This is a genomic window from Noviherbaspirillum sp. L7-7A (assembly GCF_019052805.1).
GTDB lineage: Bacteria > Pseudomonadota > Gammaproteobacteria > Burkholderiales > Burkholderiaceae_D > Noviherbaspirillum_A.
On record NZ_JAHQRJ010000001.1, the window covers coordinates 1024993 to 1043084 of the forward strand.

The 18092-nt window shown below is 63.5% G+C and carries 14 protein-coding genes and 1 tRNA gene; 12 read left to right on the forward strand and 3 right to left on the reverse strand.

Annotated features, from left to right (window positions below):
• Window positions 1–37 precede the first annotated feature (37 nt).
• Entirely contained in the window at window positions 38–1240 is a 1203-nt protein-coding gene (locus KTQ42_RS04695) for an ammonium transporter (RefSeq protein ID WP_217344448.1), read from the forward strand.
• A gap of 21 nt (window positions 1241–1261) precedes the next feature.
• Here the strand turns inward: KTQ42_RS04695 and KTQ42_RS04700 are convergent, their stop codons facing one another.
• Window positions 1262–1834, reverse strand: coding sequence for an NUDIX hydrolase (locus tag KTQ42_RS04700; RefSeq protein WP_217346816.1), 573 nt, complete (start codon window positions 1832–1834; stop codon window positions 1262–1264).
• A 104-nt stretch (window positions 1835–1938) separates the two neighbouring features.
• Between KTQ42_RS04700 and KTQ42_RS04705 the strand changes: the two genes are divergently transcribed.
• Window positions 1939–2015: transfer RNA gene (locus KTQ42_RS04705), tRNA-Met, on the forward strand.
• A gap of 60 nt (window positions 2016–2075) precedes the next feature.
• On the opposite strand, the gene KTQ42_RS04710 is transcribed toward KTQ42_RS04705, so the two are convergent.
• Complete coding sequence (locus KTQ42_RS04710) at window positions 2076–2465, reverse strand: YkvA family protein (protein WP_217344449.1); 390 nt, start codon at window positions 2463–2465, stop codon at window positions 2076–2078.
• A gap of 231 nt (window positions 2466–2696) precedes the next feature.
• Here KTQ42_RS04710 and KTQ42_RS04715 point away from each other — a divergent pair, with 231 nt between their 5' ends.
• Entirely contained in the window at window positions 2697–3749 is a 1053-nt protein-coding gene (locus tag KTQ42_RS04715; protein WP_283093255.1) for a DMT family transporter, read from the forward strand.
• Here KTQ42_RS04715 and KTQ42_RS04720 read toward each other — a convergent pair.
• A complete protein-coding gene (locus KTQ42_RS04720; protein WP_217344451.1) occupies window positions 3746–4141 on the reverse strand; it encodes a hypothetical protein in 396 nt (131 codons plus the stop codon). The genes KTQ42_RS04715 and KTQ42_RS04720 overlap by 4 nt on opposite strands.
• Here KTQ42_RS04720 and KTQ42_RS04725 point away from each other — a divergent pair.
• The 9 genes from KTQ42_RS04725 (at window position 4140) to typA (ending at window position 17977) form a co-directional block, all read left to right on the forward strand.
• The gene (locus KTQ42_RS04725; protein ID WP_217344452.1) at window positions 4140–6746 is read left to right on the forward strand and encodes an EAL domain-containing protein; all 2607 of its coding nucleotides are present in this window, start codon (window positions 4140–4142) and stop codon (window positions 6744–6746) included. The genes KTQ42_RS04720 and KTQ42_RS04725 overlap by 2 nt on opposite strands.
• 307 nt (window positions 6747–7053) lie before the next feature.
• Window positions 7054–7767 (forward strand): SMC-Scp complex subunit ScpB, encoded by a 714-nt coding sequence (gene scpB, locus KTQ42_RS04730; RefSeq protein WP_217344453.1) that lies wholly within the window; start codon window positions 7054–7056, stop codon window positions 7765–7767.
• A gap of 25 nt (window positions 7768–7792) precedes the next feature.
• The gene (rluB, locus tag KTQ42_RS04735) at window positions 7793–9229 is read left to right on the forward strand and encodes a 23S rRNA pseudouridine(2605) synthase RluB (RefSeq protein WP_249222641.1); all 1437 of its coding nucleotides are present in this window, start codon (window positions 7793–7795) and stop codon (window positions 9227–9229) included.
• Between the two features lie 275 nt (window positions 9230–9504).
• Window positions 9505–9990 carry a ribosome maturation factor RimP gene (gene rimP / locus KTQ42_RS04740; RefSeq protein ID WP_249222642.1) on the forward strand — a complete coding sequence of 162 codons (486 nt, stop codon included), beginning with the start codon at window positions 9505–9507 and terminating at the stop codon, window positions 9988–9990.
• Window positions 9987–11546 (forward strand): transcription termination factor NusA, encoded by a 1560-nt coding sequence (nusA, locus tag KTQ42_RS04745; RefSeq protein ID WP_217344456.1) that lies wholly within the window; start codon window positions 9987–9989, stop codon window positions 11544–11546. The genes rimP and nusA overlap by 4 nt, the downstream gene beginning before the upstream one ends.
• A gap of 46 nt (window positions 11547–11592) precedes the next feature.
• Window positions 11593–14460, forward strand: a complete 2868-nt coding sequence (gene infB, locus KTQ42_RS04750) for a translation initiation factor IF-2 (protein WP_217344457.1) — start codon at window positions 11593–11595, stop codon at window positions 14458–14460.
• A 238-nt stretch (window positions 14461–14698) separates the two neighbouring features.
• Entirely contained in the window at window positions 14699–15088 is a 390-nt protein-coding gene (gene rbfA / locus KTQ42_RS04755) for a 30S ribosome-binding factor RbfA (protein WP_217344458.1), read from the forward strand.
• Complete coding sequence (gene truB / locus KTQ42_RS04760) at window positions 15078–16004, forward strand: tRNA pseudouridine(55) synthase TruB (RefSeq protein WP_217344459.1); 927 nt, start codon at window positions 15078–15080, stop codon at window positions 16002–16004. The genes rbfA and truB overlap by 11 nt, the downstream gene beginning before the upstream one ends.
• Before the next feature lie 137 nt (window positions 16005–16141).
• On the forward strand, window positions 16142–17977 hold the full coding sequence (gene typA / locus KTQ42_RS04765; protein WP_217344460.1) for a translational GTPase TypA: 1836 nt from the start codon (window positions 16142–16144) through the stop codon (window positions 17975–17977).
• Window positions 17978–18092: the final 115 nt, after the last annotated feature.

Sequence of the window (18092 nt, forward strand, 5' to 3'; positions counted from 1 at the left end):
CAAATTTTTCTTCTGCACTCAAATTGGGAGTTTTTGGATGGAACCCTTGAAGCATAGCGCCGACACGCTTTTTATCCTGCTCGGCGCAATCATGATCCTGGCCATGCATGCCGGCTTTGCCTTTCTTGAACTCGGAACGGTCCGGCGCAAGAACCAGGTGAATGCGCTGGTCAAAATCTTAGTCGATTTCGCGATTTCGACGATCGCCTATTTCTTCGTCGGCTACAGCGTTGCCTATGGCGTCAGCTTCTTCGTTGGCGCCGAGACCCTGGTGCAGCGCAGCGGTTTCGACCTGGTCAAGTTCTTTTTCCTGCTGACCTTCGCCGCCGCGATTCCCGCCATCATTTCCGGCGGCATTGCCGAGCGCGCGCGCTTCCATCCCCAATCGATCGCTACCGCGCTGCTGGTCGGCCTGGTGTATCCCTTTTTCGAAGGCATCGCCTGGAACCAGCGCTTTGGCATACAGGCCGGCCTGAATGCCCTGTTCGGCGCGGAATTCCACGACTTCGCCGGCTCGGTGGTGGTGCATGCCTTCGGCGGCTGGGCAGCGTTGCCGGCGGTACTGCTGCTGGGCGCGCGGCGCGGACGCTATACCAGGGACGGCGCCATCTCGGCCCACCCGCCATCGAGCATTCCCTTCCTGGCATTGGGCGCATGGATACTGACCGTCGGCTGGTTCGGCTTCAATGTGATGAGCGCGCAGACACTGGACAAGATCAATGGCCTGGTGGCGATCAATTCCCTGATGGCCATGGTCGGCGGCACGCTGGTGGCGGTCATGCTGGGCAAGAACGATCCCGGTTTCGCGCATAATGGCCCGCTGGCCGGGCTGGTGGCGGTGTGCGCCGGCTCCGACCTGATGCATCCGCTCGGCGCGCTGGTGACCGGCGGCCTGGCGGGCGGGATCTTTGTGTGGATGTTCACGCTGACCCAGAACAAATGGAAGATCGATGACGTCCTCGGCGTCTGGCCGCTGCATGGCCTGTGCGGCGCCTGGGGCGGGATTGCCGCCGGCATCTTTGGCGCCAAGAGCCTGGGCGGACTGGGCGGCGTTTCGCTGCTTTCCCAGCTGGCCGGCACATTGCTGGGCGTGGTCATTGCGCTGGCGGGCAGCTTTGCGATCTATGGCCTGCTGAAGAAGCTGGTCGGTCTGCGTCTTGATGCGGAAGAGGAATTCAATGGCGCCGACCTGTCCATACACCGGATCTCGGCATCGCCCGAGCGGGAAACCAACTGGTGAGTTGCCGGCCGGTGCGCTGGTTCAGGGCTGGCGCATTGGCTTGGTGATGTCGCGCGTATGGAAGCGGAATTCGCCTTCGCCATTGCGAACGCGGGCGAGGTCCTCGAACAGGAAGCGCAGGGTCTGGCTGATGGTGGGAAAGGCAATCTCGTCCCACGGAATCTCGTGCTCGGAAAACAGCTTCACTTCCAGGCTTTCGATGCCGGCCTGGTAGTCCAGGTCGAGCAGGGTTGCGAGATAGAACATGTGAACCTGGTGCACATGCGGCACGTTGAGCAGCGAAAAAAGCTGGTGCAGCTCGATCCGGGCGCCGGCTTCCTCTTCGGTCTCGCGGGCAGCGGCTTCCGACGTGGTTTCGGCGTTCTCCATGAAGCCGGCCGGCAGCGTCCAGTAGCCATAGCGCGGCTCGATCGCCCGCCGGCACAGCAATACCTTGGTTTCGCCGTCCTCTTTCCACAAGGGCACGGAGCCAATTACCATCTTGGGGTTCTGATAGTGGATGGTCCCGCATTGGGTGCATACATGGCGCAACCGGTTGTCGTCCTGGGGAATTGTCTGGGTGACAGGATGGGCGCATTCCGAGCAGAATTTCATGGGTGGCAGATTAGTCATGATCAGGCAAAGAGTGTAACACTGCTGCCAATGGCGCCATCGGTTTGCAATTGGAGCAAGGCTTGTATATAATGGATGCCTTCAGACGCGGGGTGGAGCAGTCTGGCAGCTCGTCGGGCTCATAACCCGAAGGTCGTAGGTTCAAATCCTGCCCCCGCAACCAGGTTTCATGTCGAAAGGCCCGCAATCGCGGGCCTTTCGCTTTTCTGCCCGGCGCAATGCTTCAGCGCGCCTGATACCACCACCAGCACAGATACAGCGCGCCAATCCAGATAAGCACAATCGCTATCGCACCGGCATAACTCCTGGGCTTGGTCCTTTCCCTGGCCATCCATTCCTCCGCCTGGGCGCGGCATTGCTCGATCACATGGGCAGGGAGCATGCGCACGGCCAGCCAGATCAGCGAGGGCAGCAGCAGGGCGTCGTCGACATAACCCAACACTGGCACGAAATCGGGAATCAGGTCGATCGGGCTCAGCGCATAGGCGACGGTGAACATGCACAGTGCCTTGGCAAGAAACGGCGTGTCGCGATGCTGGCGCGCAAACCACAGCATCACCGCATCGCGCTTGATGCGCCTGGCCCAGGTGCGGATTGATTCGCTGATCGACATGATGGATAGGTCCCCTTGTTTTTTGCCGATAGCATAGGCGATATTCGGACACGCTGTGTTGGGAAAAAAACGGAAAATGCTTGCGGCAAAACGGAGGGCTTGTTTCCGGCCGGGACGGGTGCCGCCCATTCTGCGCTACTCTGGTCTTTTACAAGCGCGAATGGATGTATCGAATCCTCTGACACTGCCCATGAACCTGATTCCTGATTGTTGGCTCATCCGGTAATGACCATGCCCAGCGGTATTGCCTATGCCTTCCTGGCTGCTGTGAGCTTTGGCGCCAGTACGCCCTTTGCCAAGACATTGGTTGGCTCGGTTTCCCCAGTGATGCTGGCTGCACTGCTGTATCTGGGTAGCGGAATTGGCCTGCTGGCCTGGTTCTGCTTGCGCGCCCTTGGACCCGCCTCCGACCAGGCCGGCGCCGCCCGGCTGACGCGGGCTGATCTTCCATGGCTGGCCGGGGCGATTCTGTTCGGCGGCATTGCCGGGCCGGTACTGCTGATGCTCGGCCTGAGCCGCACGCCGGCTTCTGCCGCTTCGCTGCTGCTGAACATGGAAGGCGTGCTGACCTCGATGCTGGCCTGGTTCGTGTTCAAGGAAAACTTTGATCGCCGCATCTTCGCCGGCATGCTGCTGATCGTGGCCGGCGGTATTGTGCTCGGCTGGGAGCAGCGGCCCGAATTCGGCATTCCCTGGGGCGCACTGGCGATCGTTGCAGCCTGCCTTTGCTGGGCCATCGACAACAACCTGACCCGCAAGATTTCGGCAAGCGACGCAGTGCAGATCGCCGGCATCAAGGGCCTGGCGGCCGGCCTGGTGAACCTGGGCATTGCCCTCTCTCTGGGCTTTCCGTTGCCTGCGTTGGGGGCCATGCTGAGCGCCGGCGTCATCGGCTTTTGCGGCTATGGTCTGAGCCTGGTGTTCTTCGTGCTGGCACTGCGCAATCTCGGTGCGGCCCGCACCGGCGCCTATTTTTCCGCGGCGCCCTTTGTGGGCGCGGCAATCTCTCTGTTGATGCTGCAGGAAGTTCCGGGTGCCGGCTTCTGGATCGCCGGCCTTCTGATGGCCACTGGCATCTGGCTTCACCTGACTGAAAAACATGTGCATGCCCATACGCATACAGGAATGCATCACGTCCATGCGCACGTGCATGACGAACATCATCAGCACAACCATGATTTCCCGTGGGATGGCACCGAGCCTCATACCCATCCCCATGGTCATGAGCCGATCACCCACAGCCATGCCCATGTGCCCGACATCCATCATCAGCACCGGCATTAACCCGGCCAAGGCCATTCCCGGCTAACGCTGCGCTCCAATGAAGGCGGCAAGCCCATTACAACCCCGGGTGTCGATTCCTCTTCCCCGAGGACCTTGTGCGAACTGCGATGCACAGGAAGAAAAATCTTCCTAAAAAATTCCAAAAAGCAATTAGATTTGTCGGGAATCTTTACACGTGCCAAGTATTTTCTTCTATATATCCAATAAGCAATTGAAATATAACAATTTAATTTCCCGGCACAAACATTGCTTTGTTGAATTATTGTCATCATTTGCTTTCTGCACACGCTTATGGGAATGCCTTCCGAACGGTTATGTACAGCAATGAAGCAGGCGCGTCGCTCGCGTTCAGCCCGTCTCTGCGCTATCTGGGCAATTTCTGCCTTGTGCATGATCGCGCTGCTCTGGAAAGTCACCTTGCTGCGCCTGGACGATGACAAATCCACGACGCTTGAAAGCGCCAGGCAAAAGGCGGCTGCCCTGTCGAAAACCTATGCCCGTCAGTTGAGCCATTCGCTCGAGCAGGCCGATCAGGCTGCGCTCGGGCTGCAGTATGACTGGGAAGAACTGCACCAACCGCCACTGCTGGAACGCAGGCTGCGCCGCAGCGTGCGGCCATCGCTTGGTTTGCGGGCTGCCGGCGTGGCTGACAATACGGGCAGATTGCTGGCATCGAGCGGGCCGATGCCGGAGGATGTCGCGCAAGCCGGTTTCTTTCTGAGGCACAAGGGAAATCGCGGTGAAGGCTTGCTGGTAAGCCGGGTTCCGGATGGCGCGCTGTCCTCTGCCAGCCTGTTGCTGTCACGACGGCTCGATGCGGGCGATGGCGACTTCGATGGCCTGGTGATGTTCGTGGCCGATCCCGCCTTCCTCGCCGACTTCGGCGCCGAGACCGGTCTGGGTCGCCATGATTTTCTCTCGCTGCTTGACAGCAGCGGCCAGGTCCTGCTGAGCAGCGCCTACAGCAGGCCTGGCGTTGCGCAGTCGCCCTTGATGCGGGCCTACGATTTTGCGGATAACGCGGGCATTGCGGTGCTGCCAGCCAATGAATTCGACGATGCGACGCGCCGCATCGTCGCCTGGCAACGCCTGGCCCAGGGTGGGCTGACAGTCGTGGCGGGCCTTTCAGAGAACGACGTGCTCGCCGTCCACCAGCAGGCCGCGCGGCGGCATTACGGCTGGGCGCTGGCGGCAACCATGCTCCTGCTTGCCGCGGCTGGCGCCGGCCTGCGGCTTTCGCTGCGCCGCGCCCGGCGCGAGCGGCGGCGGGCGGAACTGAGCAAGACCTATAGCCTGGCGGTGGACGGCGCCGAGGAAGGCTTCTATACGGTGCGCGCCCTGTATGCCCGTGACGGCAGCCTGTCCGACTTCGTCATTGAGGACTGCAATGAGCGCGGCGCGGAACTGGTTGGCTGGGCCAAGCGCGATCTGGTCGGCCGGCGTTTCCTGCAGCTTTATTCCGGGAGCCATGCGCAGCAATTGCTGTCGGTGTTTGGCGTGGCGATGGAGACCGGCTATTACGAGGATGAAATGCTGGCTTCGCCGCATGGCCCGCTGGGCGCGCGCTGGCTGTCGCGGCGCCTGGTGCGCTCCGGTTCCGAAATCGCCATGACCGTGCGCGATATCACCGAGCGCCGGGCGCAGGAGCAGGCCCTGAGCCAGCTCGCCAATACCGATCCGCTGACCGGCTTGCCGAACCGCCACTGGCTGATGGAATTCATGCCGCAGGCGATCACCGGCTGCATCGCAGGCAACACCAGCATGGCGCTGCTGTTTGTCGACCTCGACGATTTCCGTCATATCAACGACTCGCTCGGCCATGGCACGGGCGACCTGCTGCTGAAGCAGGCAGCGGCGCGCCTGAAGTCGCTGGTGCGGGCCAGCGACCATGTGGTGCGCCTGGGCGGCGATGAATTCACCGTGGTGCTGCAGAACGTGCAGGGCAGCGACGACGTCTCCCGTGTGACCCGGCTGGTGATCAAGGCGTTGCACGAACCATTCGAGGTTGCGGGGCAGGGCGCGCATGTGGTGCAGGCGTCGGTGGGCGTGTCCATGTATCCGCGCGACGGCGCCGACCGTGACACCCTGCTCAAGCATGCCGATCTCGCGCTGTACGCAGCCAAGGCCGAAGGCAAGGGCCGCTTCTCGTTCTACGAGCCCGGCCTGTCCGATAGCCTGATGCGCCGCCTCGGCAAGGAGCAGGCCCTGCGGCGCGCGATCGAGCAGGACGAGTTCATCATGTTCTTTCAGCCGCGCGTCAATACGATGAGCGGCGCATTGTGCGGCATGGAAGCCCTGGTGCGCTGGATGCATCCGGAACGCGGCATGCTCGCGCCGGAAGAGTTCATCCAGATCGCCGAAGACACCGGCCTGATCCGTGAAATCGGCTCCACCGTGATCGAGAAGACCATCGCCCAGATTGCCGCCTGGCGCGAACTGGGCGTGCCGGTGCCGCCGGTATCGATCAATGTGTCTGCGCTGCAGTTTGATGAAGGCCATCTGCGGCCGCTGCTGGTGGCCTGCATGAAGCGCTACCGGGTCGACGCCGGGCTGATCGAAATCGAGATCACCGAGTCCAGCATGCTGGGCGGCGGCGACCTGGTGTCGGGCCAGCTGGCGGCCATACGGCAGCTCGGCATCAAGCTGCTGATCGACGATTTCGGCACGGGCTATTCCTCGCTCTCGCAATTGCAGCGCCTGGAGATGGACGTGCTTAAGATCGACCGCGCCTTCACTTCGCAGCTGCGCAACGAGTCCGATGCGAATGTGCTCTTCAATGCCATTGTGGTCATGGCGCATGCGCTGGGCATGCGGGTGGTGGCCGAGGGCGTCGAAAGCGTGGGCCAGTTGCGCGCGCTGCAGGCCATGGGCTGCGACGAGGTGCAGGGCTTCTATGTGTCGCGCCCGGTGCCGGCGTCCGACATGCCTGCGCTGATGCGGCAGGACTGCCTGTTTCCGCCGGTGCGGGCCGAGCTGAAGCTGGTGGCTGGCGAATAAGCCGGTCGGCGCCGCCGTTGACAGGCGGCGCCATTTTTTATGACACTCCCACGCAATTCCTCTATAATCCGCCGACCGGACAGGCCCTGCCGCACACCTTATGCAGCACGGCGCGGACCATAAACCACAGGTCGCCCCGGTTAGCCTTGCCCGATTTGCACCTCCCGGCCCACGACGATTCTCTTCCAACAAGCGGGCGCCCGGGAGCGGCAGCAACAGTTCACGAATGGTTCGCCGCGCGTCTTTCGACCGCTGCTGACTTTTGATCTCTGCAAATTGCAACTGAATTGCCGTAGATGAATTGCACATGAATACCGCTGAGGCCAAGAAAGTCCTCGAAACCGCATTGCTTTGCACCAACGAACCCTTGTCGATCTACGATCTCAAAAAATTGTATGTCTCCGGCGACGGTTCCGAGGCGGCCGGTGCCGATACGATCAAGCTGATGCTGGAAGAGCTGCGCCACGACTGGCGCGGCAAGGGCATCGAGCTGGTGGGGCTGGCTTCCGGGTGGCGCTTCCAGAGCCGGCCGGAAATGAAGGTTTTCCTTGAGCGGCTGAACCCTGAAAAGCCGCCGCGCTATTCGCGCGCAACGATGGAAACCCTGGCAATCATCGCCTACCGGCAACCTGTGACCAGGGGCGACATCGAGGAAATCCGTGGCGTGACCGTCAATTCCCAGATCATCAAGATGCTCGAAGACCGTGGCTGGATCGAGGCGATTGGCCATCGGGACGTACCCGGCCGACCAGCGCTGCTGGCCACGACCAGGCAGTTCCTCGATGACCTCGGCCTGGCGTCGCTGGACCAGCTGCCGCCCCTGCAGGCGATCAGCAGCCCGGATCTCGCCAGCCTGATGACACCGGCCCCTGTGGCTGCCGACCATCTTCCCCCAGCGCCGTCGCATGGCAGTGCCGCGGACGCCGATACGCCACTTTCACCCCCAGACCACGCGTCCGAAACCACGGAAGACGCCGCGCCCGGTCAGCAAAACCAAGAACCGACAAATGACCTCGCCTAATCCCAAAGACAAGCAAGCGGCCGACATGGCTGACAATTCCGCCAGCGAACGGCAGGCCAGCCCGGGCAGTGATGCCGCAGGCGCAAGAGGCGCCCAGGAAGCCGGCGCCGGACGCGGTCCTCGTACGCCACGCCCGCTGCGCCGCACTCGGCCCGGCTCGCGCGAGGACGGGCGTCAGGGCGACACGGCGGGCGCTCCGCGTGGCGCCCAGCAGCGCCAGAACGGCCGGCAAAAGCCGGGCGCCGAGGCTGCGCCGGGTCGCAGCGGCGGCAAGCCCGGACGCGCACCGCGCAGCGCTGGCGGCGACGCCGATGATGTGTTTTCCTTCGTGACGTCGGAAGCATTCGACACCGCTGCCGACGATGCGCGCGGCGGTCGCGCTCCTGCCAAGGCGGTCCGGCGTGACCTGACGGCGGAAGACGATGCGCCCAAGCTGCACAAGGTGCTGGCCGAGGCCGGCCTGGGGTCGCGTCGCGACATGGAAGAACTGATCGTCGCCGGACGGGTATCCGTCAATGGCGAGCCGGCCCATATCGGCCAGCGCATCCTTCCGACCGACCAGGTGCGCATCAACGGCAAGCTGCTGCAGCGCCGGGTCAGCAAGAAGCCGCCCCGCGTGCTGGTCTATCACAAGCCCGCTGGCGAGATCGTCAGCACGAGCGATCCGGAAGGACGTCCGTCGGTGTTTGACCGGCTGCCGACCATGAAGGCGGCGAAGTGGCTGGCGGTGGGCCGGCTGGACTTCAATACCGAAGGCCTGCTGCTGTTCACCACATCCGGCGACATCGCCAACCGGCTGATGCATCCGCGTTACGGCATCGACCGCGAATACGCTGTGCGCACCCTGGGCGAACTGGAAGAGGGCATGCGCCAGAAGTTGCTGGCTGGCGTCGAGCTGGAAGACGGCCTGGCGCAATTTTCCAGGATTGCCGACGGCGGCGGCGAAGGCGTCAACAAGTGGTACCGGGTCACCATCGGCGAGGGCCGCAACCGCGAGGTGCGGCGCATGTTCGAGGCGGTCGGACTGACGGTGTCGCGCCTGATCCGCACCCGCTACGGCTCGATGACGCTGCCACGCGGCCTCAAGCGCGGCCGCTGGGAAGAGATGGAAGAGCATGATGTGCGCGGACTGATGGCCATGATAGGCATGGACAAGCCGGCCGCCGAGCGCGCCGCGCCGCAGGGCCGCCCTGACAGGCAGCCGCGCGCGGCAAGCGTCAATCCCTTCGACAGCAATCCGCAGCAGCGCCGTGGCCAGGCGCCCCAGCGTTCGCGCCAGCCCGATCCATTGCAGACGGCGCTGGGCTTCCCGGGCGCCAACCAGCCGCGCCGCAATGCCGGCGCCGGCCAGGGGCGGGGCGTCGATCAGGGCTTCGGCCGCGGGCCGCGTCCGACCGGCCAGGGCCGGAGCAATCCGATGGGCGGCGCCCAGGGCGCACCGCGCCGTCGGCCCAAGGGCTGAACGTCAAGCCGTAGTCTGGACCGCGGTGCGTCGCCTGACGCACCGCGGTATTTATTATTGCGGCGCATTCTGTAATCCCGTATAATTGAATAGTTAACGAAGGTCGCCGCGACGCATGCAGTATTGCACGGTGGGTAAGCAACATCGTTGCAACAATCGCAAAGCAGGTGAACGTGGCTTGAACGATAAGAAAGATGGGCAGATGCCCATTTTTTTTTTGGCAAACGATTGTGCATCGCTTGCGGCGGCTGGTCAGCAAACATCGGAGAAACGCCTTGCAATTGCTGCAACTGATAGAAAAAACCGTCGTCGGCATGGGTTATGACCTTGTCGATTTCGAGCAGGCCGGCCGTGGCCTGCTGCGTGTGTTCATCGATTTCACCGAAGAGGAGGCCGATCGCGGCTTCATCACGGTAGAGGATTGTGAAAAGGTGACGCACCAGCTGCTGCATGTGCTGACGGTCGAGAACGCCAATTACGAGCGGCTGGAAGTGTCGTCGCCCGGGCTGGACCGGCCGCTGAAGAAGCTGGGGGATTACCGCCGCTTCGCAGGGCAGGAGGCACTGGTGAAATTGCGCATGCCGATGCCAGGTGCGGCCAACAGGAAGTCCTTCGAGGGCATCCTGCAGGTCCCCGAAGGCGACCAGCTCAAGCTTGAATTTGAAGGAAAAGACGGCCCGGCGATCCTGGAATTTACGATCGCCGATGTGGACAAGGCACGCCTGGTGCCAAAAGTGGATTTTAGGAGTCGCAAAGCATGAGTCGCGAGATTTTATTGTTGGTTGACGCGCTGGCGCGCGAAAAGAACGTGGATAAGGAAGTCGTTTTCGGCGCGCTGGAGCATGCGCTTGCGCAGGCTACCAAGAAGCGCTACGAAGGCGACGTCGATATCCGCGTCTCGATCGACCGCGACAATGGCGAATTCGAAACCTTCCGCCGCTGGCACGTCGTTCCCGACGAAGCCGGCCTGCAGCTGCCCGACCAGGAAATCCTGCTGTTCGAAGCCAAGGACCAGATTCCCGATATCGAAGTCGATGACTTCATCGAAGAGCCAATTGAATCGGTCGACTTCGGCCGTCGTTTTGCGCAGGACACCAAGCAGGTCGTGCTGCAACGCATCCGCGACGCCGAGCGCGAGCAGATCCTGGCCGACTTCCTGGAGCGCGGCGACGCGCTGGTCACCGGCACCATCAAGCGCATGGAGCGCGGCGACGCGATCGTCGAGTCCGGCAAGATCGAAGCGCGGCTGCCGCGCGACCAGATGATCCCGAAGGAAAACCTGCGTATCGGCGACCGTGTGCGTGCTTACATACAGCGCATCGAGCGCAATGCCCGCGGCCCGCAGGTGATCCTGTCGCGCACCGCGCCTGAATTCATCATGAAGCTGTTCGAGCTGGAAGTGCCCGAGATCGAGCAGGGCCTGCTGGAGATCAAGTCGGCAGCGCGCGACCCCGGCGTACGCGCCAAGATTGCGGTCTTCACCAATGACAAGCGGATCGACCCGATCGGCACCTGCGTCGGCATGCGCGGCTCGCGCGTGCAGGCAGTGACCGGCGAACTGGGCGGCGAGCGCGTCGACATCGTGCTGTGGTCGGAAGACCCGGCCCAGTTCGTCATCGGCGCGCTGGCGCCGGCCAATGTATCGTCCATCATGGTGGACGAGGAAAAGCATGCGATGGACGTGGTGGTCGACGAGGAAAACCTGGCGATCGCCATCGGCCGCGGCGGCCAGAACGTGCGCCTAGCCGCCGAGCTGACCGGCTGGCAGATCAATATCATGACGGCAGAGGAATCGGCCGACAAGGCTGCCCAGGAAACCGCCGCGGTGCGCGCGCTGTTCATGGACAAGCTCGACGTCGACCAGGAAGTCGCCGACATCCTGGCCAGCGAAGGTTTCTCCAGCCTGGAAGAGATCGCCTATGTGCCGATCACGGAAATGCTGGAAATCGAGTCGTTCGACGAAGACACCGTCAACGAGCTGCGCAACCGTGCCCGCGACGCGCTGGTGACCGAGGCGATCGCTTCCGAGGAAGGCCTGGAAGGCATGGAAGAAGGCCTGGTCAACCTGGACGGCATGGACCGCGTCACAGCGGGCAAGCTGGGACTGTCGGGCGTAAAGACGCTGGAGCAGTTCTCGGCGCTGGCCTACGATGAATTTGGGGCAATACTGGCGCTGCCGGCAGACCGCGCGCGCCAGCTGATAGACAATGCATTCGAAGATGTGAGCGATGAGGAGATGAAGCTGATCGACTTGAAGTACGACGATCGCGCCAAGGCCCTGCAGGCCAAGGCGTGGAGCCTGGCAGCTGTCAAGTAAGCCGGTTCCCACATCATCCACCGCGTCACATAGAAAAGAGGACTGAATGGCGAGTACCAACGTAGCCCAATTTGCCACCGAGCTCAAAATGCCGGCCGACCTGCTGTTGACCCAATTGCGCGCAGCCGGCGTCGAGAAGAGCTCGACCTCCGACCAGCTTTCCAAGGAAGACAAGGACAAGCTTCTCGGTCATCTGCGTCGCGCGCATGGTGTGGCGCCGGATAGCGAAAAGAAAAAGATCACCCTGACCCGCAAGGAAACCACCGAGATCAAGCAGGCCGACGCCACTGGCAAGTCGCGCACGATCCAGGTGGAAGTGCGCAAGAAGCGTACTTTCGTCCAGCGTGCCGAGCCGACCCCGGAAGAAGCGCCGGCGCCGCAGGCTGCCGCGCCGGCGGTGGACCCGGCTGAAGCCGCCCGCCGCGATGAAGAGGCGCGCCGCCAGGCTGCCGAGCAGGCTGCACGCCAGCAGGCTGAACTGCGCGAGCGTCAGGAACGTCTGGCCGCGCTGGAAGCGGAACGCCGCGCCCAGGAAGAAGCCGAGGCGCGCGCTGCGCAGAAAGCCGCCGCAGAAAAGGCTGCGGCCGAAGCCAATGCACGTCGCACTGCTGCCCAGGCCCAGACAACCCAGGCCAAGGCGCCCGTTGCGCCGCCCAAGCCCGATCCGGCCGCCGAGGAAGCCAAGCGCGCCGCCGAAGAGGAGGCCCGCAAGAAGCGTGAGCAGGATGCCAAGGAAGCCGCCGAGCGCGCGGCCGCCGTCGAGCGCGCCCGCAAGGCAGTAGCCGACGAAGTCGCGCAGATCAAGGCCATGATGAATGCGCCGCGCCGCGTAATCAAGGCGCCGGAGCCGGCGCCCGCGCCGGTTGCCAAGGCCAAGCCGCAGGAAGGCACGCTGCACAAGCCGGCCGACAAGAAGACCGAAGTCAAGAAGGATGACAAGAAGCCGGTCGCAACGCCGGACAAGAAGTCCATCAAGTCGGCCAATGTGTCGTCGACCTGGCAGGACGACGCCAAGAAGCGCGGCCCCGGTATCAAGACCCGTGGCGCGCCGACCGGCGGCGGCGGTCGCGATGGCTGGCGCGCGGGTCCGCGCGGCGGTCGCCGTGGCGGCCATTCGGACGACCGCGAGACCAATTTCCAGGTGCCGACCGAAGCCGTGGTCAAGGACATCAGCGTGCCGGAAACCATTACCGTGGCCGAACTGGCGCACAAGATGGCGGTCAAGGCATCCGAGGTCATCAAGCACCTGATGAAGCTGGGCCAGATGGTCACCATCAACCAGGTGCTGGACCAGGAAACCGCAATGATCCTGGTCGAGGAAATGGGCCACACCGCCCATGCGGCCAAGCTGGACGATCCTGAAGCCCTGCTGCAGGATGGCGCCGAGCATGCCGACGCCGAGCAGATCGAGCGTGCGCCGGTCGTGACAGTGATGGGTCACGTCGACCACGGCAAGACCTCGCTGCTGGACTATATCCGTCGCGCCAAGGTGGCATCCGGCGAAGCTGGCGGCATTACGCAGCATATCGGCGCCTACCATGTGCAGACGCCGCGCGGCATGATCACCTTCCTCGACACCCCGGGCCACGAGGCGTTCACCGCCATGCGTGCCCGCGGCGCCAAGGCAACCGACATCGTCATCCTGGTGGTGGCGGCGGACGACGGCGTGATGCCGCAGACCAAGGAAGCGATCGCCCATGCGAAGGCGGCCGGCGTGCCGCTGGTGGTGGCGATCAACAAGATCGACAAGCCGGGCAGCAACCTAGACCGCGTGACCCAGGAACTGGTCGCCGAGCAGGTAGTGCCGGAAGAATACGGCGGCGATTCGCCGTTCGTGCCGGTGTCGGCCAAGACCGGCCAGGGCGTGGACGATCTGCTGGAGCAGGTGCTGCTGCAGGCCGAGGTGCTGGAACTGAAGGCGCCGGTGGATGCGCCGGCGCGTGGCCTGGTGATCGAAGCCAAGCTGGACAAGGGCCGTGGCCCGGTGGCCACCATCCTGGTCCAGTCGGGCACACTGAAGCGCGGGGACGTCGTGCTGGCGGGCTCGGCCTATGGCCGCGTCCGTGCGATGCTGGACGAGAATGGCAAGTCGATTGCCGAAGCGGGTCCGTCGCTGCCGGTGGAAATCCAGGGCCTGACCGAGGTGCCGAATGCCGGCGAGGAAGTCATGGTCATGACCGACGAGCGCAAGGCGCGTGAAATTGGTCTGTTCCGTCAAGGCAAGTTCCGCGACGTGAAGCTGGCCAAGCAGCAGGCAGCCAAGCTGGAAAACATGTTCGAGCAGATGGCCGAAGGCGAAGTCAAGTCGCTGGCGATGATCATCAAGACCGACGTCCAGGGTTCGCAGGAAGCGCTGGTGCATTCGATGCAGAAGCTGTCCACCAGCGAAGTGCGGGTGCAGGTGGTGCATGCGGGCGTCGGTGGCATCACCGAGTCCGACGTCAACCTGGCGGTTGCGTCGAAGGCGGTCATCATCGGCTTCAACACCCGGGCCGATGCCCAGGCGCGCAAGCTGGCCGAAGCCAATGGGGTCGACATCCGTTACTACAACATCATTTACGATGCGGTGGACGAGATCAAGGCGGCCATGTCGGGCATGCTGGCGCCGGAGAAGCGCGAGAACAATATCGGCCTGGTCGAGATCCGTCAGGTCATCATGGTCAGCAAGGTTGGCGCGATCGCGGGCTGCTATGTGCTGGAAGGCATTGCCCGCCGTGGCGCGTCGGCCCGCCTGCTGCGCAACAACGTGGTGGTCTGGACCGGCGAGCTCGATTCGCTGAAGCGCTTCAAGGATGACGTCAAGGAAGTCAAGTCGGGCTTCGAGTGCGGCCTGACGCTGAAGAACTTCAACGACATCAAGGAAGGCGACCAGCTCGAGCTGTTCGAAGTGCAGGAAGTGGCGCGCACGCTGTAAGGCGAGAGCGTCAAGACCCGTCGGGATTCCGCGGTGTACGATGTGCATCGCCGGGTCCCGATTTTTTTGCTGGATGCCGACATGCCCGCATTGCTGCGGCGAGGTCGTCAGCGCAGAAGCCGCCCGGCAACACGCCAGGCCAGCCTGGACACCCATCCTCCAGGCTGCGAGCCGCTCAGGCTGCAACGGTGCGCCTTGCCTTTCAGCGCCATCCATCAACCACCCAACATCCATCATCATGGCCAAACACAGCAAAACCATACCGGCCCGCGGATTGCGCGTGGCCGACCAGATCCAGCGCGACCTGGCCGAAATCATCGCCTATGAACTGAAAGACCCGCGGGTCGGCATGATCACGATTACCGAAGTCCAGCTGACCCCCGATTACGCCCACGCCAAGGTGTTCTTCACCACGCTGGCGGACGATCCGGAAGTCATCAAGAACACCATCCAGGGCCTGTCCAAGGCGGCCGGCTACATCCGTCTCACGCTCGGCAAGCGCCTGACGATACACACCCTGCCGGAACTGCATTTCGTGCACGACCACTCGACCGCGCGCGGCGCCGCGCTGTCCAAGCTGATCGACGAAGCCAATGCAAGCCGTGCGCTGGATGCGGATGAAGACTGAGGCAAGAAGAAAGCGGGTGCCGGTGCACGGCGTGCTGCTGCTCGACAAGCCCGAAGGCCTGTCGTCCAACGACGCGCTGGTGCGCGCAAAGCGCCTGCTCAACGCGGAAAAGGCGGGCCATACCGGCACGCTGGACCCGTTCGCCACCGGCCTGCTGCCGCTGTGCTTCGGCGAAGCCACCAAGTTCTCGCAGGACCTGCTGGAAGCCGACAAGGCCTATGAAACCACCGTGCACCTGGGCGTGCGCACCGACACGGGCGACACCGAAGGCGACGTGATTGGCACCGCCGGTGTCGACGTGACGCTGGCGCAGATCGAAGCGGTGCTGGCGCAGTTCCGCGGCCCGATCGCCCAGGTTCCGCCCATGCATTCGGCGTTGAAGCGCGACGGCAAGCCGCTATATGAATATGCCCGCGCCGGCATCACGCTGGAACGCGAGGCGCGCCAGGTGGTGATTCATGCGCTGGAGCTGCTGTCGTATGAAGCGCCGCTGCTGCGGCTGGCAGTGACCTGCAGCAAGGGCACCTATATCCGGGTGCTGGGCGAGGATATCGGCGCGGCGCTCGGTTGCGGCGCGCATCTGCAAGCCCTGCGCCGCACCGCGGTCGGCCAGCTGACGCTGGAAGGCGCGATGACGCTGGATCAGCTGGGCGCGCTGGACGAGCCGCAGCGTGCCGCCGCGCTGGCGCCGGTCGATGCGCTGCTGTCGAGTTTCCCGTTACTGAACCTGGACGACGAGCTTGCCCGCCGCTTCCTGCATGGCCAGCGCCTGGCGCTGGGGCAGGCGGGCATCGCGCCGCTGCCGCAGGCAGGCCGGGTCAAGGTGTATCGCCAGAGCGACGCCCGCCTGCTGGGCATTGCGCAACTGATGGACTACGGCGTGCTCGCGCCGGAACGGCTGGTGCTCGCCGGATAACCGTCGAGATCCTGTTGCAGACTTTCCCTTGCGTCGGCAACTCGTTGAAATAAAGGGATTTTTCCGGAGTTTCGTGCGTCGCAGCATGATACAATGCGCGTCTTCCGTAATTCCGCCACATTCGCAGACAAGAGATCATGTCAAATACCAAACGCGCAATACGCAACATCGCCATCATCGCCCACGTCGATCACGGCAAAACCACGCTGGTTGACCAGCTGCTTCGCCAGTCCGGCACCTTCCGCGAGAACCAGCATGTTGACGCGCGCGTGATGGACTCCAACGACCTCGAAAAAGAACGCGGCATCACCATTCTGGCCAAGAACTGCGCGGTCGAATACGAAGGCACCCACATCAACATCGTCGACACCCCGGGCCACGCCGACTTCGGCGGCGAGGTCGAGCGCGTGCTGTCCATGGTCGACAGCGTGCTGCTGCTGGTGGACGCGGTGGAAGGCCCGATGCCGCAGACCCGTTTCGTGACCCGCAAGGCGCTGGCCCTGGGCCTGAAGCCCATCGTCGTGGTCAACAAGATCGACCGTCCGGGCGCCCGTCCTGACTGGGTCATCAACGCCACCTTCGAACTGTTCGACAAGCTCGGCGCCACCGAAGAGCAGCTCGACTTCCCGGTCGTGTTCGCCTCGGCCCTGAACGGCTACGCCAGCCTCGACTCGGAAGTGCGCGAAGGCGACATGAAGCCGCTGTTCGACGCCGTGCTGCAGCACGTTCCCGTGCGCGACGACGATCCGGACGGCCCGCTGCAGCTGCAGATTTCCTCGCTCGACTATTCCTCCTACGTGGGCAAGATCGGCATCGGCCGCATCACCCGCGGCCGCGTCAAGGCGCTGCAGGACGTGATCATCATGAACGGCCCGGACAGCACGCCGCAGAAGGCGCGCATCAACCAGGTGCTGAACTTCAAGGGCCTGGAGCGCGTGCTGGTCGACGAAGCCGTCGCCGGCGACATCGTGCTGATCAACGGCATCGAGGAACTGGGCATCGGCACCACCGTCTGCGCGCCGGACACCCCGGATGCGCTGCCGATGCTGAAGGTCGACGAGCCGACGCTGACCATGAACTTCATGGTCAACAGCTCGCCGCTGGCCGGCCGGGAAGGCAAGTTCGTCACCAGCCGCCAGCTGCGTGACCGCCTGGATCGTGAGCTGAAGGCCAACGTTGCGCTGCGCGTTTCGCCGACCGACGACGACACCGTGTTTGAAGTATCGGGCCGCGGCGAACTGCACCTGACCATCCTGATCGAGAACATGCGCCGTGAAGGCTACGAGCTGGCCGTGTCGCGTCCGCGCGTGGTGTTCAAGATGGTCGATGGCGTGCGCCACGAGCCGTTCGAGCTGCTGTCGGTGGACGTCGAGGAAAACCACCAGGGGGGCGTGATGGAAGAACTGGGCCGCCGTCGTGGCGACCTGCAGGACATGCAGCCGGACGGCAAGGGCCGTGTCCGCCTGGAATACAAGATCCCGGCACGTGGCCTGATCGGCTTCCAGGGCGAATTCATGACCCTGACCCGCGGCACTGGCCTGATGAGCCACATCTTCGACGAATACGCAGCGGTCGACAGCTCCAAGGGCGAAATGGTTGGCCGTCGCAACGGCGTGCTGATCTCGCAGGACGACGGCGCCGCCGTGGCCTATGCGCTGTGGAAGCTGCAGGATCGCGGCCGCATGTTCGTGGTCCACAACGACCCGGTGTACGAGGGCATGATCATCGGCATCCACTCCCGCGACAACGACCTCGTGGTCAACCCGATCAAGGGCAAGCAGCTGACCAACGTGCGCGCTTCCGGCACGGACGAAGCGGTGCGCCTGGTGCCGCCGGTCCAGCTGTCGCTGGAATACGCGGTGGAATTCATCGAGGACGACGAGCTGGTGGAAATTACCCCCAAGAGCATCCGCCTGCGCAAGCGCTACCTGAAGGAACACGAGCGCAAGAAGGCGTCGCGCGAAGCAGCATAAGAAACAGGCCGAACTAGCGTCCGGCCACGGCCCGCGGAATACCGAATGCATGCATCCCGGGTTCCGCGGGCTTTTTTTTGATGACTTTCTGGCGTGGCGGCACGACCAGTGCCGC

Coding starts and splice junctions, on each gene's coding strand:
- KTQ42_RS04695 (WP_217344448.1), top strand. CDS start 38: ATGGAACCCTTGAAGCATAGCGCCGACACGCTTTTTATCCTGCTCGGC.
- KTQ42_RS04700 (WP_217346816.1), bottom strand. CDS start 1,834: ATGAAATTCTGCTCGGAATGCGCCCATCCTGTCACCCAGACAATTCCC.
- KTQ42_RS04710 (WP_217344449.1), bottom strand. CDS start 2,465: ATGTCGATCAGCGAATCAATCCGCACCTGGGCCAGGCGCATCAAGCGC.
- KTQ42_RS04715 (WP_283093255.1), top strand. CDS start 2,697: ATGCCCAGCGGTATTGCCTATGCCTTCCTGGCTGCTGTGAGCTTTGGC.
- KTQ42_RS04725 (WP_217344452.1), top strand. CDS start 4,140: ATGATCGCGCTGCTCTGGAAAGTCACCTTGCTGCGCCTGGACGATGAC.
- KTQ42_RS04720 (WP_217344451.1), bottom strand. CDS start 4,141: ATGCACAAGGCAGAAATTGCCCAGATAGCGCAGAGACGGGCTGAACGC.
- scpB (WP_217344453.1), top strand. CDS start 7,054: ATGAATACCGCTGAGGCCAAGAAAGTCCTCGAAACCGCATTGCTTTGC.
- rluB (WP_249222641.1), top strand. CDS start 7,793: ATGGCTGACAATTCCGCCAGCGAACGGCAGGCCAGCCCGGGCAGTGAT.
- nusA (WP_217344456.1), top strand. CDS start 9,987: ATGAGTCGCGAGATTTTATTGTTGGTTGACGCGCTGGCGCGCGAAAAG.
- infB (WP_217344457.1), top strand. CDS start 11,593: ATGGCGAGTACCAACGTAGCCCAATTTGCCACCGAGCTCAAAATGCCG.
- rbfA (WP_217344458.1), top strand. CDS start 14,699: ATGGCCAAACACAGCAAAACCATACCGGCCCGCGGATTGCGCGTGGCC.
- truB (WP_217344459.1), top strand. CDS start 15,078: ATGAAGACTGAGGCAAGAAGAAAGCGGGTGCCGGTGCACGGCGTGCTG.
- typA (WP_217344460.1), top strand. CDS start 16,142: ATGTCAAATACCAAACGCGCAATACGCAACATCGCCATCATCGCCCAC.